This is a genomic window from Lysobacter fragariae (assembly GCF_054779775.1).
This window is the reverse complement of sequence record NZ_BAAGXP010000002.1, coordinates 86,313-108,634: the sequence shown is the minus strand read 5'-3', so window position 1 is coordinate 108,634 and position 22,322 is coordinate 86,313. Positions and strand designations below refer to the sequence as shown.

The following is a 22,322-nucleotide window of genomic DNA, read 5'->3' as shown; positions in this document are numbered from 1 at the left end:
AGCGTGCGGCCGCCAGTGGGTTCGGGGACTCCGATGGTCCCGCCTCGGGGGCTGAGCCCCTGAAAAATGTGCTCCGGCCCCTGTTTTCCGCGCCGAGCCACGACCTGTGTCACGGCTCCGCCGCAGAGCGCGCCACTACCCTGTCGCATCATCCCGTCACGAGATTCCCGAATGAAATGCCTGCTCGCCTTGCTGCTCGTCCTGTCGCTGTCCGGCTGCGAACTGTTGCCGGTGCAACTGGGAGGCCCGGCCGGCAAGGAGCTGGTCTGCCACAAAGGCAAGAAGACGCTGGAGCTGCCGCGTGAAGCGGTCAGCGCCCATCTCGGCCATGGCGACCATAGGGGACGGTGCCGCTGAGGGCTGGCGAGCTTCATTGCCGTCATGCCTGATGCGCAGGCGGCACATGCAACATGGAAACGGCCGGGGGAACCCGGCCGTTTCTTTTCCCGGAACGGAAAAGGAGTTGTTTCGTACGACACACTTTGCACCCGATCTCAGGGCGTGAGCGTCGGTTGGACTCTCATGACCTGCCCATCAGCAAGGCTGCAGGACATGACCGAGCTACCGATTTACCTCATGCACGATCAACCGACGACGTGTCCGAGGTGTGGCCGGCGCACAACATGGGTTGGCGAGAGCCCACAACTTCATACCTGCCATTGCGGCTTTCAGTTCTTCGTCGAAGACGATGAAGATTTCGGCTGGATTGAGCTCGAAGATGGGTGGGTTCCCGATACTCCGAGTCCATAGTTGTTGGCCCCAAGTCCGGTCCGCGGCACACACAAATGTGGCAAAGGCAGGCATCCAGAACTGTTGGTACCCTGGGGCGACGCCAGGGGACGCAAGGGCACTGCGAATGGAAGGCAATCAAGTTACCCAGATCGCCGCGCCCGTGCGTCGTTGGCTATACGGCGCCCAATTCGATGACTTTGTTCAACAGAGCGCTACCGAAATCCTCGGAGAGCTGGCTCAGCGGGCCGGCGGTGATCTGGAGCTCACCCAGAACAACGCTTGGCAGGAGGAGATTGAAATCCTCAAGGGACTGCAGCTCCCCGAGGTGGAGCGCTCGTCCGCCAAGATTTACTTTGAATACACGATCCCTCGCCTGGGCAAGCGTGCTGACGTCATCCTGCTTGTTGGCCATGTGCTCTTCATTCTGGAGTTCAAGGCGGGCGAATCGCAGTTCCATGTGGCCGCGCTGGATCAGGTGTGGGATTACGCACTCGACCTGAAGAACTTCCACGACGCCAGTCATGACATCTGCATTGCACCGGTGTTGGTGGCGACCAAAGCCGTGCCGCAGGCCGTAGAGCTTCAGCACACCTTGCATGACGACGGTTTGGTGCGCCCTATTCGCGCCAGTGCCACCGACTTGCAGGAAGTCATCGCCAAGTCGCTCGCATTCCTGACGGCTCCTCGCATCGATGTTGCGAAGTGGGAAAGCGGCCGTTATCTGCCGACGCCGACGATCATCGAGGCAGCGCGGGCGCTGTATGCCGGGCATTCGGTCGAATCGATATCGCGCCATGGAGCCGGTGCCCAGAACCTTGCAATCACGTCCAAGGCTGTCGATCAGATCATTGAGGAAGCTAGGGTCGCCGGAAAGAAGGCCATCTGCTTCGTTACGGGTGTGCCGGGCGCCGGAAAGACGCTCGTCGGTCTTGATGTGGCCAATCGGCATCTCGACAAGGACAGCGCGACCTATAGCGTCTTTCTTTCCGGCAATGGGCCGCTAGTAGCCGTACTGAGGGAAGCGTTGGCACGTGACACCGTGGCGCGCGCCGCCAGCCAGAACATGTCCATCAAGAAGGGCGAAGCTCGTCAGAAGGTCTCCACCTTCATTCAGAACGTCCACCACTTCCGTGACGACTGCCTTGCAGATGCCGGAGCGCCACCAGAGCACGTCGTTCTATTTGACGAAGCCCAGCGCGCGTGGACGCTGGAACAGACGACCTCCTTCATGGCGCGGAAGAAGGGCATTCCTGGCTTCGATCAATCTGAGCCGGAATTCCTGATCTCCTGCGCAGACCGGCACAAGGATTGGGCCGTTGTTGTTTGCCTCGTCGGCGGCGGGCAGGAGATCAACACCGGTGAGGCGGGCATTAGCGAGTGGCTGGATGCCGTACTGAAGCGCTTCCAAGATTGGGAGGTGCATCTGTCGCCCAACCTGACCGAATCGGAGTACCGCAGCGACAGGGCACTCAAGAAGGTTATCGCGCTCCCCAATACGCGCAGCAACCCCGACCTCCATCTGGCGACCTCGATGCGCTCCTTCCGCGCCGAGTCGCTAAGCAAGTTCGTCCGTGAAGTGCTGGACGTTGAGGAAGCCGCCGCCAAGCAAACACTCGCTGAGCTGGCAGCGCGCTATCCCATCAAGATCACGCGCAGGCTGGACTTGGCCAAGCGCTGGCTGCGCGATCAAGCCCGTGGCTCCGAGCGCTACGGCATTGTGGTGTCCTCGCAGGCGCAACGACTCAAGCCACATGCCATCGACGTTCGCGTGAAAACCGACCCGGTGAAGTGGTTCCTCGACGGCAAGGAAGACACGCGGTCCTCCTACTACCTCGAAGACGCGGCCACCGAGTTCCAAGTGCAGGGGCTGGAACTGGATTGGGCGTGCGTTGTGTGGGATGGCGACCTGCGCTTCAACGGCGAAGGCTGGTCGCATCACGAGTTCAAGGGCACTCGCTGGAACCGAGTCAACAAGCTCGAGCGGAAAATCTATCTGAAGAACGCGTACCGAGTACTGCTGACCCGCGCTCGCCAGGGAATGGTGCTGGTTGTTCCTGACGGCAGCGGCTCCGATCCAACGCGGTCGGCCAACTTCTACGACCCAACCTACAACTACCTCATGTCGCTCGGTCTTTCCGAGCTTGAGGCCTAAACACGGACGCAGGGCCATGAGCTGGATTAATGCCCTGATCGTACTTAGCTCGATCGTTATCCCTACGTTGGTCGCAGTCGGACTCTTCCTTGGATACCGAAAATGGCAGGATCGCGATGGCCGACGTTCTCCGATCGAGAGCCGACCGATCTACGGGGCGGGCGAACAACTGCGCAAGCGCGTGGAAGCGCACACCGACGAGATGATGATCGGCCTGACGATGCTGTATTTTCTCGGCCCATTCTTTCTCGCCTTCTGGGCGATGCAGCGTATCGACTGGTCGCGCATCCGGCTCAATTTCTGGGACTGGTTTCTTGCGGCCATGTTTGTACTCATGGCAGGCGCAGCCATTTGGCGCATCTTTGTCAACGGCAAACTGCGCCGCGCGGCCAATGCCGGTCTCCAAGCAGAGCTCTACACGGCACAGGAGCTAAATCGGTTGATGGCGCTTGGCTGCACCGTGCTGCACGACGTGCCCGGCGAGAAGTTCAATATCGATCATGTTGTGATCGGGCCACGAGCGGTCTATGCCATCGAGACCAAGTCGGTGCGCAAGCCACGCGCCACCGACACGAAGGACCACTTCAAGGTGGTCTATGACGGACAGTCACTGCGCTTCCCGGACTTCACCAACACCAAGAAGCTGCATCAGACCAAGCGCCAAGCCGAGTGGCTGTCGGCTTACCTACGGCAAGCAACTGGTCAATCGGTGCCGGTCATTCCCGCACTTGCCTTACCCGGCTGGTGGATCGAATCCGGCCAGGCATCGGCCCCAGAAGTTCGCGTCTTCAACCCCGCAGGACGAGGAGCACAGTTCATGGCGGATCGCGCCGGACGCCTGCTCGACGCAGGAACGACTGGCCTCATCACCCAAGCGCTTGTGATGCGGTATCCCGCGGAAGGCGCCGCGAATAAATGACTTCGTAGGGCGCATTAGCCGGAGGCGTAATGCGCCGGATGCAAGGACTCCGGAACATGCGGCGCAATGCGCTCCGCTTATTGCGCCCTACGCGGGCTTATCGTCCGGGTTAAAGAGCTTGCGTATTTCCGGGGTAGTGAGCTGGAGCCACGGCCGTCTTTCTCGCCAAGGGTCAAACGCTATCAGTATGCGTAGGTACGGATGGGTCTTCTCGGCCTCGTAGTGGAAGTCAGGATCTGCCCCGTACCACGATCTGTACTTCTCTAGCAGCTTGTCTGAGCGCTTGAACAGTTCGCCTAACGCGTGTCGATCGTTTTCCGGCGTTGGCTCCGAGGAGTCCGCAACCCGACGGTAGATGACGCCACTCTTATGAATGTGTGGCGCCCTGCTACTTCTCGGAACACGAATGCATATGATGGATCGGCCTTCAGCCAGCTCCAGCGCGTCACTCGGGCCAGACCAGACCTTGATGTCGAAGTGGGGTTCAGGTGCCGAATGTGCGCAAATCGCCTGGCGAATCCGTTCGCGCATAGACTCAACGTCACAAGAAGCAATTCCCAGAAACTCATCTGCGACGTTGTTGTCCTTTGACTTCTCTTTAACTCCGTAAAAGAGGAACCCGCCATACGTATTGGCGAAGGCAGACACGGACTTGGCGATTGCCGGCGGGTTCGGCACGGCCTCCTTGTATTCGACATACCATCCCTCGTGGACAGTTCTTAGTGCGACAAGATCATCGACCAAGACGTCTTCGAGTTGCTTGGAGAAGGGGCTGTAGCTGGATTCCATGTGATGGCCCTTTGTATGTACGCTAAATACTCGCACTCTAAGCGCTTGAACGTCCGCGTTTCCACGCAGATGCGACCCAGAAAAAAGGCGGCCAGGCCGCCTTCTTATCTTGACTCAAACCCCAATCGGATTCGGCTTCTCACTATCGATCTTCGAAACGCCGGCGCAGGTTGGCGCGCGTATCCGAACGACCAAAGCCGTCGGTGCCTAGCACCGTATAGCGCATCGGCACGAACTCGCGGATCTGGTCAGCTTAGATGCGGATGTAGTCGGTGGCGGCAGTGGAGACAGGGGGTGGAGTGCACTTTTCGGAAAGTCGACTCTGACCCCTGTTTCACTTGTTCGCGCTGCCCGACTCGATATTGAGAGACTAGTCGCACTAGACATCCACGTAAGGCTTCCAAGGTACCGGATGCCAAGCAAGGGCGGCAGGTTCATTTTTACCGCATCCCGCAAATAAACCTGCCCACTTAATTCGCAAGAGTGGCGGGGTTAAATCAGCCCTACGACGAGTTCTAAGACCGCTCTTTGCTTGCCCTGCCCACGTATTACGCTGGCCTGACCTGCGGAAGCCCCTCCTTGATTGTCGCGACCAACGCCGGAGCCTTGTTGTTCCTCAAGACCCTGGTAAGCCACCCCTCGAAGTCGACTAGCCTAGTCCTCTTGAGATGGGTAGCTGCGCATGCCAGGAGCCCTTTATTGTCGTAGTTCGCCAGCAGAAGAGGCAGATCATCGTTCTGAACCGCAGCAACAATACGCTCCCTAACCTCTGCAGCAATTTGATCTATGTCCAACGCACTCGTTTGCCTGCGGTATTCTTCCGCCACCTCGGCAACAGTACGCGCAGCACTTAGATCCACCTTCTTCAATTGGCGATCGATACGGCGGCGGCAGTATCGCGCCACCACCTCACTGATCGCCTCTTCCGAGTTTAGCGACTGATAGATCGCTGCCCTCAAGGCAGCCAGACGTACATCGAGCTCCTCCGCCTCGTATCCCTCGGTTTCGGCGATTTTCCTACTGACTTCGGGCAGCAGGATGACATTCTCAATTTCTGAAACCGGCAAGACCGCGACGCTTAGAAGAGCAAGGTACTCAATGTCACTTGCTTGGTAAGCATCAGCATCGACGATGCCAGAGCAAGTGACTCGAGTTAGCGCCTGATTGCGCCTCATCGTTACAACAGAATGAATGACCTCCTCACATGACCCGCGTGCGATAACTGTCCACTCCGGATAGCAGCATCGATAGATTGCGGCATCAAGACTGTTCTCGTCGCCCTCTACGAAAAGTATCGGCCTCCGACTGCCAAGGATTAGCGTTGTCACTTCCTCGCTAAACCCGGTGTTTTCAGGCACTTCGTCAATATCCCAAGTGGGAGCCGGGTCGTATTCGCTAATTATGAATTTCTTAGCCACGCGGGTAGCGGCAAACTCTAGATCATGCGTAATGAATACGAACGCACAATCAGATCGAGCCGCCTCCAGCTCGTCCCAAAGCTTTGCCATTATTGAGCGATGAACATGGAGTTCTGGCTCGTCAAAAATTAGAAGCGAATCGTTAGCGGCCGACAGCGCCTGGCCAATCATGTAGAAGATTGCACGCTCTCCATCGCTCATTGCTGATGCAGGGTACCTAGAGCCAGTGCCTGGGTTCACGACCTCAATGTCGTCCCCCGAGATATGAAGTTGCCGGTTGGGCAACAGTCGCTGCCAGATCTCACCTAGTACTTCAAATTTTGTAGGGTCAGCTGGCCCCTGATCGCCGGCCCGAACCCTTCGATGGGTCTCTAACGACTTTCGTGCTTGGTCGGCAAACAAGGCCTGCACAAGGAAGTCAAAATCGTTTAGCAATGCTCCTGCGGCGTTACCCTGCCAGCGATGGCCGGGTCGGTGAGCTTCTCCACCTTGCGCATATCCGGTCCGAAGTCCCGTTAGCGCCTCCCTCTCACTTATTTTTGGAACGGCTGGATTGAGCGTGAGCGCGCGATGGGCTGAGATTCGATGTGCGTTTAGATTGAGGGTGCTCTCGATGCGAACCGCAAGACGTGTCTTGCCGCAACCATTTGCACCAACAAACACAACGGACGCCCCGTTCTCGACAGTTATTTCCTTTATTCCAGCCGCAGTGGGAACCGAGAAACTAAAAGGCATATATCCACACTCCCTACTTAGTTACCAATAGCTAGGAATTGAGCTCAAAAAAAGTAGGGCGACCAATGGTCGCCCTACTTTCCACCGACATCAAACCCCAATCGGATTCGGCTTCTCACTATCAATCTTGTACTGCTTGATAGCCCTGGCCACATCCTTCGCCGTCATCTTGCCTTCCGCCGCCAGCGCCGCGATCGCCGCATGCGCGATGTGGAAGCGATCCACCTCGAAGTGCCTGCGCAGGTTGGCGCGCGTGTCCGAGCGGCCGAAGCCATCTGTGCCCAGCACCGTGTAGCGCATCGGCACGAACTCACGGATCTGGTCGGCGTAGATGCGGATGTAGTCGGTGGCGGCGATGGCCGGGCCCTGGCGGCCTTCGAGCAGCTGGGTGACGTAGGGCTTGGCCGGGGTCTTGGCTTCTGGGTTCAGGCGGTTGGTGCGGGTAGCGTCGTGGCCGTCGCGCGCGAGCTCGTTGAAGCTGGGGCAGGACCAGATGTCGGCGCTGACGCCGAAATCCTTGTCGAGCAGTTCGGCCGCGGCGATGGCTTCGCGCAGGATGGTGCCGGAGCCGAGCAGCTGCACGCGCAGTTCGCCCTTCTTGGGCTTGCCGGCGTCCTGCAGCAGGTACATGCCCTTGATGATCCCCTCGGCGCTGCCTTCGGGCATGTCCGGGTGGGTGTAGTTCTCGTTCATCAGGGTGACGTAGTAGTACTCGTCGCGCTGCTCGGTAAGCATGCGCTGCATGCCGTGCTGCATGATCGTGACGACCTCGAAGCTGAAGGTCGGGTCGTAGCTGCGGCAGTTGGGGATCAGGCCGGCCTGGACCATGCCGTGGCCGTCTTCGTGCTGCAGGCCTTCGCCGTTGAGCGTGGTGCGGCCCGCGGTGGCGCCGAGCAGGAAGCCGCGCGCGCGCATGTCCGCCGCCTGCCAGGCGCTGTCGCCGATGCGCTGGAAGCCGAACATCGAGTAGTAGATGTAGAACGGCAGCATCTGCAGGTTGTTGGTGCTGTAGCTGGTCGCGCAGGCGAGCCACGAGGAGAACGCACCGGCTTCGGTGATGCCTTCTTCCAGCACCTGGCCCGCGGAATCCTCGCGGTAGTACATCAGCTGGTCGCGGTCGACCGGCTTGTACTTCTGGCCCTGCGGGGCGTAGATGCCGAGTTGGCGGAACAGGCCTTCCATGCCGAAGGTGCGCGCTTCGTCGGCGACGATCGGCACGCAGCGCGGGCCGACGGCCTTGTCGCGCAGGGTGATGTTGAGCATCTGCACGAACGCCATGGTCGTGCTGATCTCGCGATCGCCGGTGGACTTGAGCAGGCGCTCGTAGGTCTCAAGCGCCGGGACTTCGAGCGATTCGGTGGACTTGCGGCGGCGCTGCGGCAGGAAGCCGCCCAGCGCGCGGCGACGCTCCATCAGGTATTCGACTTCCGGCGAGTTCGCGCCGGGGTGGTAGAACGGCACCTGGTGGTCGGCGAGCTGGGCGTCGGTCACGGGGATGTTGAAGCGGTCGCGGAACAGCTTGACCGACTCGTCGTCCATCTTCTTGGTGCCGTGGGTCGGGTTGAGCGATTCGCCCGAGGCGCCCATGCCGTAGCCCTTCACCGTCTTGGCGAGGATCACGGTCGGCATGCCGGTGGTGTTGCGCGCGGCTTCGTAGGCGGCGTAGACCTTGTGCGGGTCGTGGCCGCCGCGGTTGAGGCGCCAGATGTCGTCGTCGGACATGTTGGCGACGAGTGCGGCGGTCTCCGGGTACTTGCCGAAGAAGTTGTCGCGCGTGTACTTGCCGCCGAAGGCCTTGCAGTTCTGGTATTCGCCGTCGACGGTTTCCATCATCAGCTTGCGCAGCGTGCCGGTGGTGTCGCGCGCGAGGAGCGGATCCCAGTAGCTGCCCCAGATGGTCTTGATGACGTTCCAGCCGGCGCCGCGGAACTGGCCTTCGAGTTCCTGGATGATCTTGCCGTTGCCGCGCACCGGGCCGTCGAGGCGCTGCAGGTTGCAGTTGACGACGAAGACGAGGTTGTCGAGGCCTTCGCGGCCAGCGACGGAGATGGCGCCGAGGGATTCGGGCTCGTCGGTTTCGCCGTCGCCGAGGAACGCCCAGACCTTGCGGTCGGACTTGGGCAGCAGGCCGCGGCCTTCGAGGTACTTCCAGTTGCGGGCCTGGTAGATGGCGGCGATCGGGCCCAGGCCCATCGACACCGTCGGCACCTGCCAGTAGTCCGGCATCAGCCACGGGTGCGGGTAGGAGCTGACGCCGCGGCCGTCGACTTCCATGCGGAAGTTGTCGAGCTGGTCTTCGGTGAGGCGGCCTTCCAGGAAGCTGCGCGCGTAGATGCCGGGCGAGCTGTGGCCCTGGACACCGATGACGTCGCCGGGGTGGTCGCCTTCGGGGCCGCGCCAGAAGTGGTTGAAGCCGACGTCATAGAGCGTGGCGGCGGAGGCGAAGCTGGCGATGTGGCCGCCCAGGTCGCCGGGCTTGCGGTTGGCGCGGACGACCATCGCCATCGCGTTCCAGCGGATCAGCGAGCGGATGCGCCATTCCATCGCGGCGTCACCGGGGGACTTGGCCTCCAGGTGCGTCGGAATGGTGTTGATGTAGTCGGTGGTCGGCGAGAACGGCAGGTGGGCGCCGGAGCGGCGGGCGACTTCGACCATGCCTTCCAGCAGCTGGTGCGCGCGCGGGGCACCTTCGCGCGCGATCACGGCCTGCATGGATTCGACCCATTCGCGGGTTTCGGTGGGGTCCGGGTCGTTCTGCAGCAGCTCGTTCAGCCAATTCATGTGGGGGCTCCGCGCGGCCCGCTGGCCGGCGCTGTGGGGGTCGGAAATAGAGTCGGGATTCTAACAAGACCACTAACAACACCGCTCCGGCGGGGGCTCCAGCCCGCACCGCGACTGAACCGATCGCGGTGGTTTGCCGGATCTGCGAACCCGTTCCGCAATTGCCTCGTGGCATTCACGTCCCTGTCCGCGTTGGCCGGCGACCATGGGTGGCCCCGCCTGCCAGGCGCCCCCGAGCCTTGCATGACCCGCATTGCCGTTGTCGTCACCAGCTACAACTACCGCCAGTACGTCACCGAAGCGATCGACAGCGCCCTGGCCCAGGGCCGGCCGGCGGCCCAGATCGTGGTCGTCGATGACGGTTCCACCGATGGTTCCGCCGAACTCCTGCGCGAGCGCTACGGCCACCACCCGCTGGTGACGCTGCTGTGCGCGCCCAATGGCGGGCAGCTGGCGGCGTTCCAGCGCGGGATCGCGCTGGTGTCCCCGGACGTGGACGTGATCTGTTTCCTCGATTCGGACGACCGCTGGCAGCCGGATTACCTGGCGCGGGTCGGCGCGGTGTACGACCGCCGGCCGGAGGTCGGTTTCATCTACAGCGACATGCGCTGGTTCGGCCAGCGCGAGCGCGTGGTCGGGCTGGGCGATGCGCCCATCGACCTGGGCTACACCGCGATCAGCACGTACGCCGCGACCGCGTGGTACGGCGCGCCGACGTCGGCGTTGTCGATGCGCAGCGAATGGGCGCGGCTGTCGCTGCAGCTGCCCGACGAGATCATCCGCACCTGGAAGCTGTCGGCCGACAACGCGCTGGTGTACGGCGCGAGCATCCTGGGTGCGCGCAAGTTGTACCTGCCCACCGGGCAGGTGGATTACCGCATCCACGACAGCAACGGCTGGTGGTCGAACCAGGATGCGTCGCAGGGTTACCTCAACCGGATGCGTTCGCGTGCGCTGATCGCGCATTACGCGCGGATGGTGGGGATCGACGATTCCTGCCTGGAACTGGCGCGGCTAGAGTTCAAGACCAAGCCGGATCCGTCATGGAAGGAAACGCGGCGCTACGCCGGACTGTGCATGCGCGGCGGCGCGCCGTGGTGGCGTCGGTATGAGCGCGCGTTGAGCGTGCTGCTGCATCGCAAGCAGCACAAGGCGCCGGTAGCGGCCGGCGCGGAGAGCGCGACGGACGTGGCGGCTGATCGCGGCACGCCTGATCACAGCACGCAGGATTCGCGCGCATGAAGCTGCTCTACACCAACTTCCACGCCGGCGAAGGCGGCGGGCATACGACTTACCTGGTGGCGCTGGCGCGTTCGCTGGCGACGCGACACGAAGTTGTCGTCGCCGCGCCCGAAGGCAGCCGCCTGCTGCACGAAGCGCAGGCGTTGCCGGGCGTGCGGGCGGTGGCGCAGGCATTTCCGAACGGGCTGGGTCGCTGGCGCGAACGCGCGCAGGCGCGACGTGCGCTGGCACGCCTGCTGCACGAGGAAGCCTTCGACGTGGTCCATGTCAACGGATCGGCGGATCACCGGCTGGTGCTGTCGGCGCTGCGGGGATTGCAGGCGCGACCGCGCATCGTGCTGACCAAGCACAACTCCAAGCCGGTGCGCGGGCTGGGTCACTGGTGGCGCGCGCGCAACGGCACGGACCAGGTGATCGCGGTGTGCGATTACACGCTGCGCGACCTGCAGCAATCGGTGTATCGGCGTTGCGGGTTGGATACGGTGCATAACGGCGTGGACATCGACCGTTACGCGCCGGCTTCGACAACGGTTGCGAATGCGGAGCGCGCGCGCTGGTTTGCGGGCGCAGCACCTGCGCTCGTACTCGGCAGCAATGCGGGCACGGCGGACTACAAGGGCTGGATGGACCTGGTGGAGGCGCTGGCATTGCTGCCGGCGGTACAGCGCGACCAGGTCCGCGTGCTGCTGGCGGGCAAGCCGCCGACCTCAAGGCAGCGCGAACGCATCGCGGCGCTGGGTCTGGATCGGCATGTCGTGTTCACCGGATTGCTGGACGACGTCAGGCCGGCGATGGCGGCGGTGGACGTGGGCTTCGTACTGTCGTTCGACGTGGAGACGATCTCGTTCGCCTGCCGCGAAATGATGGCGATGGGCAAGCCGGTGCTGCTGACGAGCTATGCGGGCTTGCCGGAGAACATCACGCCCGGCCGCGAGGGCTGGCTGGTGCCGGTACGCGACCCGGCCGCGATTGCGGTGGCGGTGTCGCGCCTGCTGGGGCAGCGCGCGCAACTGCCGGCGATGGGTGCGGCAGCGCGTTCGAAGGCGGTGGCGGAGTTTGGTGTCGCGCGTTTCGCGCAACGCACCGAGGCGGTGTATCGACGCTTGCTGCATCAGCCGCAGCAGCTGGGTGCGATGGCTGCGCCGGGTCGGCCGCGGGTGACCGGGCAGCTGGATACCGGGGCGCTGGGTGAGGCCCTGACGCAGCGGGCTCCGGCGCGGCGGATGCGGGGCGGCTAGGGGCTCGGCAGGCCTTGCTCTGTCATCCCGCGCGCAGCGAGGGATCTGCTGTTTCGTCGTGAAAAACAGATCCCTCGCTGCGCTCGGGATGACAGGGTAAGGCTTGGTTCGAGGTTCCGTGGCCCTCGCCTCCCTCCCCCGCGAGCGGGAGAGGGAGCATCGGCACTAAATCAAGCCTTGCGCGCGGCGCGGATCTGCGCGTCGACCGCTGCAATGGCGGTCATGTTGACGACGCGGCGCGGCGTCGATGCCGGGGTCAGGATGTGCGCGGGCTTGTCCAGCCCCATCAGGATCGGGCCGATCGCGACGCCGTCGGTCATCACCCGCACCATGTTGTAGGTGATGTTGGCGGCGTCCAGGTTCGGCATCACGAACAGGTTGGCACGGCCCTTGAGCGTGGTGTTGGGGAAGATGCGCGTGCGCAGTTCCTCGTCCCACGCGGTGTCGGCCATCATCTCGCCATCGATCTCGAGCTTGGGCACGCGTTCGCGGATCAGCTGGTAGGCCTTGCGCATCTTCGCGGCGGACGGGTTGTCGTGGCTGCCGAAGTTGGAGTGCGAGAGCAGCGCGACCTTGGGCTCGATGCCGAACAGCTTGAGGCGGAACGTCGCCTGCATGGTGGCTTCGGCGATCTGTTCGGCGCTTGGGTCCACCTGCACGTGGGTGTCGAGGAAGAACCACACGCCCTGGTCGTTGATCACGCCGGTCATCGCGGCAGTGCCCTGCACGCCCTTCTCGAAGTCGAAGATGCTGCGCAGGTAGCCGAGCTTCTTGTGGAAGCGCCCGACCAGGCCGCAGATCATCGCGTCGGCTTCGCCGCGTTCGACCATCATCGCGGCGATCAGCGTCGGGCGGGACCTCAACAGGTTCTTCGCCGCGGCCGGGGTGACGCCGCGACGCTCGGTACTGGCGTGGTACTGCTGCCAGTAATCGTCGAAGCGCGGATCGGAGTTGATGTTGGTGAGCTCGAAGTCGACGCCCGGCTTCATGCGCAGGCCCAGTCGCTTGATCCGCGACTCGATCACGTCCGGCCGGCCGATCACGATCGGGTGCGCCAGTTCCTCGTCGATCACCGTCTGCACGGCGCGCAGCACGGTTTCCTCTTCGCCTTCGGCATAGACGACGCGCTTGCGATCACTGCGCGCGCGGTCGTAGATCGGCTTCATCAGCAGGCCGGTGCGGTAGATGAACTGGCCGAGCTTCTCTTCGTAGGCCTTCATGTCCAGGATCGGACGCGTGGCCATGCCCGAATCCATCGCGGCGCGCGCGACGGCCGGCGCCAGCATCACCAGCAGGCGCGGGTCGAACGGGCGCGGGATCAGGTACTCGGGGCCGAACTTGGGCACTTCACCGCCGTAGGCAGCGGCAAGGTCGCTGGCTTCCATGCGCGCGAGCTGCGCGATCGAACGCACGCAGGCGAGCTTCATCGCTTCGTTGATTTCCGTGGCGCCCACATCGAGCGCGCCGCGGAAGATGTACGGGAAGCACAGCGCGTTGTTGACCTGGTTCGGGTAGTCCGAACGGCCAGTGGCGATGATGCAGTCGGGGCGGACCTTCTTCGCGTCCTCCGGCAGGATTTCGGGGTACGGATTGGCCAGCGCGAGGATGACCGGCTTGTCGGCCATCGTCGCGACCATTTCCGCCTTCAGCACGCCGCCGGCGGACAGGCCGAGGAAGATGTCGGCGCCGTTGACGATGTCAGCCAGCGTGCGCTTGTCGGTGTCGCGCGCGTAGCGCTGCTTGTCCGGGTCCATGTGGCCGCGACCGGTGTAGAGCACGCCTTCGCGATCGAAAGCGAGGATGTTCTGCGGGTTCATGCCCAGCGCGACGAGCATATCCAGGCAGGCGATGCCCGCGGCGCCGGCGCCGGCGGTGGCGAGCTTCACGTCGCCGATCTTCTTGCCGACGACTTCCAGCGCGTTGAGCACGGCGGCACCCACAATGATCGCGGTGCCGTGCTGGTCGTCGTGGAACACCGGGATGTTCATCCGCTCGCGCAGCTTGCGCTCGACGATGAAGCATTCCGGCGCCTTGATGTCCTCGAGGTTGATGCCGCCGAAGGTCGGCTCCAGCGAGGCGATGATGTCGACCAGCTTGTCCGGGTCTTTCTCGTCGACTTCGATGTCGAAGACGTCGATGCCGGCGAACTTCTGGAACAGCACGCCCTTGCCTTCCATCACGGGCTTGCCGGCGAGCGGGCCGATGTCGCCCAGGCCGAGCACCGCGGTGCCGTTGGAGATCACCGCGACGAGGTTGCCGCGCGCGGTGTACTCGCTGGCGAACTTCGGGTCGCGGGCAATTTCCTCGCAGGCGTAGGCGACGCCGGGCGAGTAGGCCAGGGCGAGGTCGCGCTGGGTGACCATGGGCTTGGTCGCGGTGACCTTGATCTTGCCCTTGGGCTCGAGGCGGTGGTACTCGAGCGCGGCCTGCTTGAATTCTTCGTCGTGGTTGGACATCGGGTGACGTGTGAAGACGGGGCCCCCGATTCTAGCCCCCAACCATGGCCGGGCCCGCCCGGCCGGGCCAAAACCGTGACGCCATCGGGACGGAGCCGGGCGAGGCTGCTCACCCGGCCCCGGAGCGCAGGCTCAGGTCCGCTGCCACTCCAGCGCCGTCTTGCCGTCATTGGTGCCGACGACGGTCTGGCCCGTGCAGTCGTGGGACTCGGTCTTGTGGGCCCCGATGCGGAAGTGCTGGGTGGAATGGGCGCCGATCTTCAGCGAGTACTTCCCGGCCTCGCCGGTGGGGTTGCGCACCTTGAAGGTGTTCCGCGTGCTCCTGGGCGAACTTGCCTTCTCGCCCGGTTCCCAATCGCGATAGGCCAGCTCGGCCTGGGTGGTGTCGTCGACTTCGGACATCGTCGTTCTCCTTTTTCGTAGGGGCCGGAGCGCCGTGAGTCGGCTGCGCTCGGGCGAGGGCGTGATTTCAGCCGGCGGTGCCGGCCTGTTCTCGGAACAGCTCGTAGCGCGGCGAAAGCGCCCGCACTGCCCGGCTGACATGGCCATCCGCGGCCAGGCCCAGCTCCGCCGCGGCCAGCAGCATCGCGGGCAGCAGGTGGAACACCGAGAGGGTGAGCCCGGCGCGACGCGCCCGGACAAATGCGCCGCGTACGCGTTCGTTAACTTCCGCGTCGTCGCCGAGATCGACGAAGCCGACCTGGAGCAGGCCGTTGTCGCCGGCAAACGCGGTGCGGCAAATGGCCTGCAGGACACGCGGGTCGCCATCGCAGATGAGTTGCAGCGGCTCGAACGACGCCAGCTGCAATTCGTTGAGCATCCATTTGTATTCCGCAGGCGAGAAGCCCATGCCCGTGGTGACCATCAGTTGCAGCAGCTCGCCCGCCATCCGGGTCGGGTCGTTGACCTGGGCGACCAGCGCATCGACCTGGCGGATGGCGTCGGGCGTGAGGCGTTCGGCAAACGCGCGGACGACATCCAGGGCGCGGCCCCAGTCGGTGATCGTGGCGCTGACCAGCGCCGCGTCGGGCGCGCTGACCGCGCGGTTGCCGGCGATCAGCTGCGCGGAGCGGATCGCGCGTCGGCGCCCGGCGTTGACGCCGGTCATGTCGGGGATGAGCCGATTGTTGATGCGCCCCAGCAGTTCGCGCCCGGCCGGATCGGCGAAGGCGGCATGGAGGGGCGTCGCATCGGCGGCGTCGCGCTTGCGCTTGATGTCCATGTCAGTAGTCCGTCCACGTGGTGAAGGACGCCCAGCCGTCGTTGCGCACGGACACCAGCGCACCCGCGGCGGCGGATACATCGATGGTCGTCTGGCTCTTGGGATCGACGACCAGCGTGTTGTCCGGCTTGCAGCACAGTTCGATGTGCCAGACCGCTTCGGAGTCGTGGTCGCCGCCTTCGATGAACAGCTTGGTGGACAGTCCCACCGGTCGCGTCGAGAACGTGGCGACGCCGCCCGGTTCGAGTTTGTGATGTCCGCTCATTCGTCCTCTCCCTGGTCGTTGGGTGCATAGGTGTAGCGATCCGTCCAGTTGACGCCGGTCGAGGCCACCATGTCGTTCATGGGTTCGACCAGCTCCTTGCCCGGGCGCTTGCGCGACATCACCAGCGCTTCCGACAGCTGCCAGACGTAATAGACGTTGCCGCCCCGGTACGTCGTGCGCGTGGTGAGGCTGGTCTCTTCGCGATAGGTCTGCGAGTCCACGCGTTCGAAGCGCAGTTCGTTGGTCAGCTGGTAGGTGAATTCCAGGCTGGTTTCCGCTTCGACGTTGGCGGCCCGGCTTGCATCGCGGAACGCGGCGGCTTTCTTCGCCGCACCGGGTTTGAACAGGTCGCCCGACAGCTGCAGCCCGAGGGTCAGTCCGATGTTCTCGGTGGACGTCTTGGATTCGGTGACCTGGTGGGTCGTCTCGATGCCGCGCGTGAGGGTGACTTCGTACTCGACGTCCTCGGCGAACTGCATGCGGCGCACCAGTTCCCAGTAGCGCTCGCGGCGCAGGTGGTAGCCCTCGACCTGTTCGAGCTTGGCCTTGCGGGTGTCGTCGCGCCGCTTGCGTTCGGTCGGCGTGACTTCGGGCATGTCCTGCCAGAGGTAGGCCGGATCGCGGACGTTGTCGAAGTTGTCCTTGCCGATGGTCGACGAGCCCATGACCCCGGCCTGCGTGCGCGGCGGCGGCATCTGGTCGACCGAAGCAACGAAGGGCGGATGCGCTTCGTTGAAAGCATCGCTGACGGTTTCCATGTCGTTCTCCACCACTTCCTGTGATGGGTCCATCGTTGTGGAGCGGATGTCGCGCGGCAATCCCCGGAATCAGGGGTTTCCAGCACCCATCGCTTCCTTTACGCGGGAACCAACTGAAGCGATGTGCCCTGGCCGGGCGTGCTGTGGATCGACAACCGCCCGCCCAGCCGCAGCGCGCGTGCATGCAGGCTGCCCATGCCCGCACCCGTCATGGTCCGGTGCGCGGTCTGTGGGTCGAAGCCACGGCCGTCGTCGCGCACCTCGATGCGCAACTGGTCGTCGATCGCTTCGATCGTCACGTCCACGCGGCTGGCACCGCTGTGCTTGAGCACGTTGGTCAGCGCTTCCTGCAGCAGGCGCAGCACTTCCAGGCTGCGGGCCGGGCCGAAACGCAGGCCGTCGAGCCCGAGCAGGTGCCAGTAGCCGTCGATGCCCGACGCGTCCAGGCGCGAATTCCAGCGATGCCGCAGCATCGCCAGCATGTCCGCCAGGTCCATGTCCTGGTCATGCGTGGTCGTGTCGATCACCAGGCGCAGGTCGTCGCGCAGTTCCTTCAGCCGGGTGGACACGTCGCGCGCGCTGGGGGCCTTGGAAGTTTCGTCGGCCGCGGCGTTGTCAAGCGCCGATATCGTCGCCAGCAGGCTGCCGCCGAAGCCGTCGTGGAGGTCGCGCACCATGTTCAGGCGCTCCTCGTTACGGGTGTTGCTCAGGTCGAGCTGGTGTTCGCGGACGAGCGTCTGCTTGAGCTGGGCGGTGGCGCTTTCGACTTCGGCCTTCAGCTCCTGGTTGAAGCCCTCCACGCGTCGCATCGCCGCGGCGAAGCGGTAGGCCAGCACGAAGCCCATGCTCAGCAGCGACAACGGCACCGAGAACACCATCAGGAAGCGGCTGGAACGCACGACGTCGAAGAAGACCAGCAGGTCATGTATCGACGTGAGCATGGGGATCAGCAGGCACGCGGCCATGACCTGGCAGTCGCGGCGACCGCTGCGCGCGGCGGCCCACAGGAACCACACCGAGGTGCCGTAGTAGATGGCCGCCGCCAGCATGATCCAGGGATCGCGCCCGGGCCCCATCGACGATGGCGCGAACACGGCCATCGCGATCGCTGCGAGGTTTACCAGCAGCAGCGCGCGTTCGCGACGCGGCCAGCGCAGGTCCATGTAACGCAGCAGGAACACGGTGAAGGCACTACTCGAGGCCAGGAACATCGCGGCGACGAACGCCTGCCAGGCGTCGGTGCTGGCAAACGGACGGATGTCCTCGGCGACGAAGTTCCATCGGTACAGCATCCACGCGAGCGCATTCACCGCGTACCAGCCGTAGGTGGTGTCCTTGCGCCGCAGCAGCCACAACATCAGGAACAGGCTGCCCAGTGCGAGGCTGATCGCGATCTGGGCCAGGTACACGTCGCGGCGGACGAACACGCCTTCGCGGTACGCCGCGTCCAGGCGCGCCGGATCGCCCACTTTCACCGGACCCAATCCCGGCTGGTAGGCGGCCAGTCCGGACACGCGCACCAGCAGCGTGTTCTCGCCGTTGCGCAACAGCGGTGGACTCAGCAGCAGGTAGGTCGGCTTCACCCAGCTGCGCGACAACGGTTCGACCAGGCTGGGATCGCGTACGACCAGGCTGCCGTTGACGTAGACCGCGCGCGCCAGGCAGGCGTAGTCCAGCAGCACCGCCGTCGGTTGCGCTGCGTCGGCCTGGTTCCAGCGCACGCGGTACCAGACCACGCCGTCGTGCTTCGGCCAACGCGTAGTCCATACGTCCATCAGCTTGACCGGCTCCCAACCGGTTGCCGGCGGCGTGTACGAATCCCATGTGCCGCGGACGGCTTGGGCTTGCGCGAACGTCTGTACGCCGGATGCGTCGGAAGAAGGAGCCTGCGCACGCGCGGACGAGGGCGACAGCGCCAGCAGCACGGCAATGAGGACGATGCGCCAGGCGTTCAATGCAGCAGTCCCAGCGCCTTGGCTTCGAACACCGCCGCGGTGCGCGAGTTCACGCACAACTTGCGGTAGATGCTCTTGGTGTAGTCCTCGACGGTGTAGCGCGAGATCGCCATCAGTCCCGCGATCTCGCGGTTGCTGTAGCCCCGCGAGACCAGGTCGAGGATCTCGCCTTCGCGATGCGACAGCGCGATGCTTCCGGACACCAGCGCGAGGTCGTGGGGCGGGAATTCCTCGTTCGCGGCGGGTGCGTTCGACGCGATCTCGTGGGTCGTGGCTTCGCGGGCGACAGTCGCAACAGCAGCAGTAGTGGTCGTCAATTCCGGCGCGGGCGGCGTGTTCGGCGCAGTCGGCAGGCGGCTCAGGATGCAGCGCGCGACGGCGGGATCGATCGGCGCGCCACCGCGGGCGACGGTCTGCATCCACGCGCGCAGTTCGACATCGTCGCGTTCCTTGAGCAGGTAGCCGCTGGCGCCAGCACACAGCGCTGCGATCACGACCTGTTCGTGCCCCCACGCCGACACCACCAGCGTCGTCACTGTCGGCTGATGTTCGTGCAGCCATGCGATCAGGTCGACGCCGCTGCCGTCGGGCAGGCCGATGTCGATGATGGCCAGGCGGAAGTCCTTCTCTTCCAGCATGGCGCGGGCCTGCGCGATCGAGCCGGCCACCGCCACGTCCTCGCTGGCACTGACCTCCACCAGGATGCGGCGGAGTCGGCGTTGCGTCGGCAGGTCGTCTTCGACGACCAGGGCCGGACTGAGCCCGACAGATTGCATGGTCCGCACCCTCCCCTGTGGGCGGCCATGATAGCCGCCCGCCAGAGTCATCCGGGCTTGCGTGGCGAACCACCGGCAGACGCCGGTAATTGGCATCGCTCAGATGTCAATGAAGTCCGCGCTCTGCGACACCGCATCCAGCCGGATCCGGTTGGCGAACAGCGAGAACGCCAGCATTCCCGCCAATCCGTTGGCGCGCACCACCCACTCGGGCATCCAGCGCGGTGGTATCACCACACCCGCATCGAACAACGGCTCGAAGCGCTGCACGTCGGCCAGGGTCATCTTGCCGGCGAACAGGCGTCGGCACAGCAGCAACTTGCGCTGCCGCAACGCCCAGCGGAAGAACGTATGCACGCTGATCAGGCCGCGCAGGTAGACGGTGTCCTTGGTGAACGCCGCGCCGCCGGTGGGCGACACGCCGCGGAACACGCGCTGCGCCGAGGTGAAGCTGTCCTCGGGCGTTTGCCCCTCGGCGACGAAGTAGCGGTAGACCTCGAGGAAATCGGCGCCGTCGAGCGCCATCGCGACGGCCTCGATGCGCAGGCTGATGCGCTTCATGCGTTCGATGTCGATCGCACCGGTGATCTGTTCGGCGAAGGTCGCCAAGCCTTCCTGCGTGGCGGTGGTGCGCGGCGACGACAACGCCAGGCTGGGCAGGTGCGGCTGCTCGCGGCCGTTGAGCGCGGTGAGCGAATGCACGAAGGCCTCGTGCTCGATCAGCTGGTGGCGGTCGTAGTCGCTGAACGCCGCGCCGTGGCGCAGGCGGATGCGGGTCGCGCCGGCCGCCGCCTTGGCGATCAGGTCGGGATCGAGGACGACTTCAATCACGCGCCGGTCGAAGAAGTCGTCCAGCGCCGCCTGCAACTGCAACTGCAACGCGGTGGCGGAAATCGGCACGTGCTCGGCGGGCGAGAGCAGTTCGCGGTCGAGTTCGTTGGCGATCTCGATGAAGTGCCGGGCGGCTTCGCGCGTGCTGGGGCCGTTGCCCGGCAGCGGTTCGTCGGGACGACCGAACAGGCGCACCGAGTGCGTGGTGACGGCGGGCGTGCCCAGGCATTCGAGCAGTTCGGCGGCGATCGACCAGCTCGTCGCCGACTCGACGATGTAGCGGCCCATCGGATGCTGTGCATCGGCGGCGGCGATGATCGCGTCGAGTTCCCGGCGCGCTTCGCTGAAGTCGTTCTTCGCGTACTCGACCTTCGGCAGCGCGTAGCGACCCTGCGCGGCTTCGCCGAGGAAATCGCGTTGCACGCTGGCAGGCCAACTGACCATGTTCAGCAGCCGGATTCCGCGCACGGCCTTGACCATGCGCGCATCGAGCGCGGAATGGTGGGCGATGTCGGGCGCGAGGTCGGTCATGGCTGTTTACTCCCTCCCTTGCGTAGCAGGGGAGGGCTGGGGAGGGGTGCCGTGCGCGCAGCGCGCGGCGCCTTGACAGCTACCTCGGTTGAGTACGGGCGAAGGGTCAAAGACACCCCTCCCCAACCCTCCCCTTCGCTTCGCGAAAGGGAGGGGGACATTGCTACTGTCATCCCGAGCGCAGCGAGGGACCTGCTTTTTCTTTTTCCCGGCAAACCAGCAGATCCCTCGCTGCGCTCGGGATGACAACACGAGGCCGGGGCGCTCCTAACGCCGCCCATGCTTTTCATCCGGACGCTTGTTCGGCGTCTTGTTCGGCGCCTTGCTGTGCGTCTTCTCGCCCGCTTTTTCCGCATGCCGGCCCGCGGCCTTGTTCGCGGCGGCGGCGACTTCGTCGGACAGCTTGAGGAAATTGGCGAAGCGCTGTGCGTCGAGCGTGCCGGCCTCGATCGCGGCGCGCACCGCGCAGCCGGGTTCGCGCTGGTGCTTGCAGTCGCGGAAGCGGCACTGCTCGGCGAGCGCTTCGACGTCGCTGAAGTTCTCGGCGACGTCTTCCTCGCCGGTGGGCTTGAGCTCGCGCATGCCGGGCGTGTCGATCAGGCAGCCGCCGGTCGGCAGCGGGATCAGCGCGCGGTAAGTGGTGGTGTGGCGGCCGCGCGAATCGTTTTCGCGCACCGTATTCGTCTTCATTTTCTCGACGCCGAGCAGCGTGTTGGTCAGCGTCGACTTGCCCGCGCCGGAGGAGCCGACCAGCACCGCGGTGCAGCCCGGCTGCAGCCACGCGTTCAAGCCGGCGACGCTGGCGGCGTCCTTGGCGTTCACGGCGAGGATGGTGACGTCGGGCGCGGCCAGTGCGAGCTCGGCCACCGCCTCGGCGCTGTCGGCCTGGGCGATGTCGGACTTGGTCAGCACCACCACCGGTTCGGCGCCGCCGCTGCGCACCAGCAGCAGGTAACGCTCGATGCGACGCGGATTGAAGTCGGCGTCGAGGCCGCAGACGACGAACACCGTGTCGACGTTGGCGGCGATCAGCTGCTGCTTGTAGTGCTCGCCGGCGGCGGCGCGCTTGATCGCGGTGCGGCGCGGGAGCAGTTCGACGATTTTCGCGTGCTTGGGCGGCGCACCTTCGATCAGCACCCAGTCGCCCACCGCCGGGCGTTCCTCGGGCGCGCTGCCGCCCTTGCGATACGTCGCCGGGCGCTGCCATTCGGGCAGGGACTCGACCGTGAAGCTGTGGTCCGGGCCGTCGGCGACGATGTAGCCGCTGCGGTGCTGCTCGACCACGCGGGCGGGGCGGGCGTGGGGCCGCAGGACCAGGGCTTCGCGCCAGGCGGCTTCGCCGGGCAGGCCATCGTCGGCCAGCGGCCAGCCGATCGCCTGCAGGGCGGACGGATCGGGGCTCGGATCCCGATTCGGATGCTCGTTCGGATGCTGGCTCAAACTGGGGCGCGGAAGGCGTGCATGCCCGGATTCTAGCGGGGTGCCCGCGCTGCCGGCGCGCCTCTCGCTGCGCGGGGGCCCT

General features: G+C 64.6%; 17 protein-coding genes. 5 read left to right on the top strand and 12 right to left on the bottom strand.

Features of this window, described 5'->3' with window-relative positions:
* Positions 1 to 171: 171 nt before the first annotated feature.
* From ACYVD7_RS03035 to ACYVD7_RS03025, 3 genes are all read left to right on the top strand, one after another.
* A complete protein-coding gene (locus ACYVD7_RS03035) occupies positions 172 to 357 on the top strand; it encodes a hypothetical protein (RefSeq protein ID WP_460758891.1) in 186 nt (61 codons plus the stop codon).
* Between the two features lie 499 nt (positions 358 to 856).
* Entirely contained in the window at positions 857 to 2,884 is a 2,028-nt protein-coding gene (locus ACYVD7_RS03030) for a DUF2075 domain-containing protein (protein WP_460758889.1), read from the top strand.
* Between the two features lie 16 nt (positions 2,885 to 2,900).
* Positions 2,901 to 3,803: a nuclease-related domain-containing protein gene (locus tag ACYVD7_RS03025; RefSeq protein ID WP_460758887.1), complete on the top strand. Its 903-nt coding sequence runs from the start codon at positions 2,901 to 2,903 to the stop codon at positions 3,801 to 3,803.
* An 87-nt stretch (positions 3,804 to 3,890) separates the two neighbouring features.
* Here ACYVD7_RS03025 and ACYVD7_RS03020 read toward each other — a convergent pair whose 3' ends face one another.
* The 3 genes from ACYVD7_RS03020 to aceE all read right to left on the bottom strand — a co-directional run bounded on the left by ACYVD7_RS03020 (position 3,891) and on the right by aceE (position 9,526).
* Entirely contained in the window at positions 3,891 to 4,592 is a 702-nt protein-coding gene (locus ACYVD7_RS03020) for an AlbA family DNA-binding domain-containing protein (protein ID WP_460758885.1), read from the bottom strand.
* Positions 4,593 to 5,140: 548 nt separating this feature from the next.
* Positions 5,141 to 6,745: an AAA family ATPase gene (locus tag ACYVD7_RS03015; RefSeq protein ID WP_460758883.1), complete on the bottom strand. Its 1,605-nt coding sequence runs from the start codon at positions 6,743 to 6,745 to the stop codon at positions 5,141 to 5,143.
* A 90-nt stretch (positions 6,746 to 6,835) separates the two neighbouring features.
* Positions 6,836 to 9,526, bottom strand: coding sequence for a pyruvate dehydrogenase (acetyl-transferring), homodimeric type (gene aceE / locus ACYVD7_RS03010; protein ID WP_460758882.1), 2,691 nt, complete (start codon positions 9,524 to 9,526; stop codon positions 6,836 to 6,838).
* A 243-nt stretch (positions 9,527 to 9,769) separates the two neighbouring features.
* On the opposite strand from aceE, the gene ACYVD7_RS03005 reads away from it, so the two are divergent.
* Positions 9,770 to 10,768, top strand: a complete 999-nt coding sequence (locus ACYVD7_RS03005; protein ID WP_460758880.1) for a glycosyltransferase family 2 protein — start codon at positions 9,770 to 9,772, stop codon at positions 10,766 to 10,768.
* The gene (locus tag ACYVD7_RS03000) at positions 10,765 to 12,006 is read left to right on the top strand and encodes a glycosyltransferase family 4 protein (RefSeq protein WP_460758878.1); all 1,242 of its coding nucleotides are present in this window, start codon (positions 10,765 to 10,767) and stop codon (positions 12,004 to 12,006) included. The genes ACYVD7_RS03005 and ACYVD7_RS03000 overlap by 4 nt, the downstream gene beginning before the upstream one ends.
* A 170-nt stretch (positions 12,007 to 12,176) precedes the next feature.
* On the opposite strand, the gene ACYVD7_RS02995 is transcribed toward ACYVD7_RS03000, so the two are convergent.
* From ACYVD7_RS02995 to rsgA, 9 genes are all read right to left on the bottom strand, one after another.
* Positions 12,177 to 14,462, bottom strand: a complete 2,286-nt coding sequence (locus ACYVD7_RS02995; RefSeq protein WP_460758877.1) for an NADP-dependent malic enzyme — start codon at positions 14,460 to 14,462, stop codon at positions 12,177 to 12,179.
* A gap of 132 nt (positions 14,463 to 14,594) precedes the next feature.
* Positions 14,595 to 14,864: a hypothetical protein gene (locus ACYVD7_RS02990; protein WP_460758876.1), complete on the bottom strand. Its 270-nt coding sequence runs from the start codon at positions 14,862 to 14,864 to the stop codon at positions 14,595 to 14,597.
* 67 nt (positions 14,865 to 14,931) lie between these two features.
* A complete protein-coding gene (locus tag ACYVD7_RS02985) occupies positions 14,932 to 15,684 on the bottom strand; it encodes a hypothetical protein (protein WP_460758874.1) in 753 nt (250 codons plus the stop codon).
* A gap of 1 nt (position 15,685) precedes the next feature.
* A complete protein-coding gene (locus tag ACYVD7_RS02980) occupies positions 15,686 to 15,949 on the bottom strand; it encodes a hypothetical protein (RefSeq protein WP_460758873.1) in 264 nt (87 codons plus the stop codon).
* Positions 15,946 to 16,740 carry a hypothetical protein gene (locus ACYVD7_RS02975; protein ID WP_460758872.1) on the bottom strand — a complete coding sequence of 265 codons (795 nt, stop codon included), beginning with the start codon at positions 16,738 to 16,740 and terminating at the stop codon, positions 15,946 to 15,948. The genes ACYVD7_RS02980 and ACYVD7_RS02975 overlap by 4 nt, the downstream gene beginning before the upstream one ends.
* 65 nt (positions 16,741 to 16,805) lie before the next feature.
* Positions 16,806 to 18,662, bottom strand: coding sequence for a sensor histidine kinase (locus ACYVD7_RS02970; protein WP_460758871.1), 1,857 nt, complete (start codon positions 18,660 to 18,662; stop codon positions 16,806 to 16,808).
* Positions 18,659 to 19,438, bottom strand: coding sequence for a response regulator transcription factor (locus ACYVD7_RS02965; protein WP_460758869.1), 780 nt, complete (start codon positions 19,436 to 19,438; stop codon positions 18,659 to 18,661). Before ACYVD7_RS02965 ends, ACYVD7_RS02970 begins: the two co-directional genes overlap by 4 nt.
* 99 nt (positions 19,439 to 19,537) lie before the next feature.
* The gene (locus ACYVD7_RS02960) at positions 19,538 to 20,800 is read right to left on the bottom strand and encodes a flavohemoglobin expression-modulating QEGLA motif protein (protein WP_460758868.1); all 1,263 of its coding nucleotides are present in this window, start codon (positions 20,798 to 20,800) and stop codon (positions 19,538 to 19,540) included.
* A gap of 267 nt (positions 20,801 to 21,067) precedes the next feature.
* Positions 21,068 to 22,240 carry a ribosome small subunit-dependent GTPase A gene (gene rsgA, locus ACYVD7_RS02955; protein ID WP_460758866.1) on the bottom strand — a complete coding sequence of 391 codons (1,173 nt, stop codon included), beginning with the start codon at positions 22,238 to 22,240 and terminating at the stop codon, positions 21,068 to 21,070.
* Positions 22,241 to 22,322: the final 82 nt, after the last annotated feature.

Coding starts and splice junctions, on each gene's coding strand:
- ACYVD7_RS03020 (WP_460758885.1), bottom strand. CDS start 4,592: ATGGAATCCAGCTACAGCCCCTTCTCCAAGCAACTCGAAGACGTCTTG.
- aceE (WP_460758882.1), bottom strand. CDS start 9,526: ATGAATTGGCTGAACGAGCTGCTGCAGAACGACCCGGACCCCACCGAA.
- ACYVD7_RS02995 (WP_460758877.1), bottom strand. CDS start 14,462: ATGTCCAACCACGACGAAGAATTCAAGCAGGCCGCGCTCGAGTACCAC.
- ACYVD7_RS03025 (WP_460758887.1), top strand. CDS start 2,901: ATGAGCTGGATTAATGCCCTGATCGTACTTAGCTCGATCGTTATCCCT.
- ACYVD7_RS02975 (WP_460758872.1), bottom strand. CDS start 16,740: ATGGACCCATCACAGGAAGTGGTGGAGAACGACATGGAAACCGTCAGC.
- ACYVD7_RS02960 (WP_460758868.1), bottom strand. CDS start 20,800: ATGACCGACCTCGCGCCCGACATCGCCCACCATTCCGCGCTCGATGCG.
- ACYVD7_RS03005 (WP_460758880.1), top strand. CDS start 9,770: ATGACCCGCATTGCCGTTGTCGTCACCAGCTACAACTACCGCCAGTAC.
- ACYVD7_RS03030 (WP_460758889.1), top strand. CDS start 857: ATGGAAGGCAATCAAGTTACCCAGATCGCCGCGCCCGTGCGTCGTTGG.
- ACYVD7_RS03035 (WP_460758891.1), top strand. CDS start 172: ATGAAATGCCTGCTCGCCTTGCTGCTCGTCCTGTCGCTGTCCGGCTGC.
- ACYVD7_RS02980 (WP_460758873.1), bottom strand. CDS start 15,949: ATGAGCGGACATCACAAACTCGAACCGGGCGGCGTCGCCACGTTCTCG.
- ACYVD7_RS02965 (WP_460758869.1), bottom strand. CDS start 19,438: ATGCAATCTGTCGGGCTCAGTCCGGCCCTGGTCGTCGAAGACGACCTG.
- ACYVD7_RS03015 (WP_460758883.1), bottom strand. CDS start 6,745: ATGCCTTTTAGTTTCTCGGTTCCCACTGCGGCTGGAATAAAGGAAATA.
- ACYVD7_RS02985 (WP_460758874.1), bottom strand. CDS start 15,684: ATGGACATCAAGCGCAAGCGCGACGCCGCCGATGCGACGCCCCTCCAT.
- ACYVD7_RS03000 (WP_460758878.1), top strand. CDS start 10,765: ATGAAGCTGCTCTACACCAACTTCCACGCCGGCGAAGGCGGCGGGCAT.
- ACYVD7_RS02990 (WP_460758876.1), bottom strand. CDS start 14,864: ATGTCCGAAGTCGACGACACCACCCAGGCCGAGCTGGCCTATCGCGAT.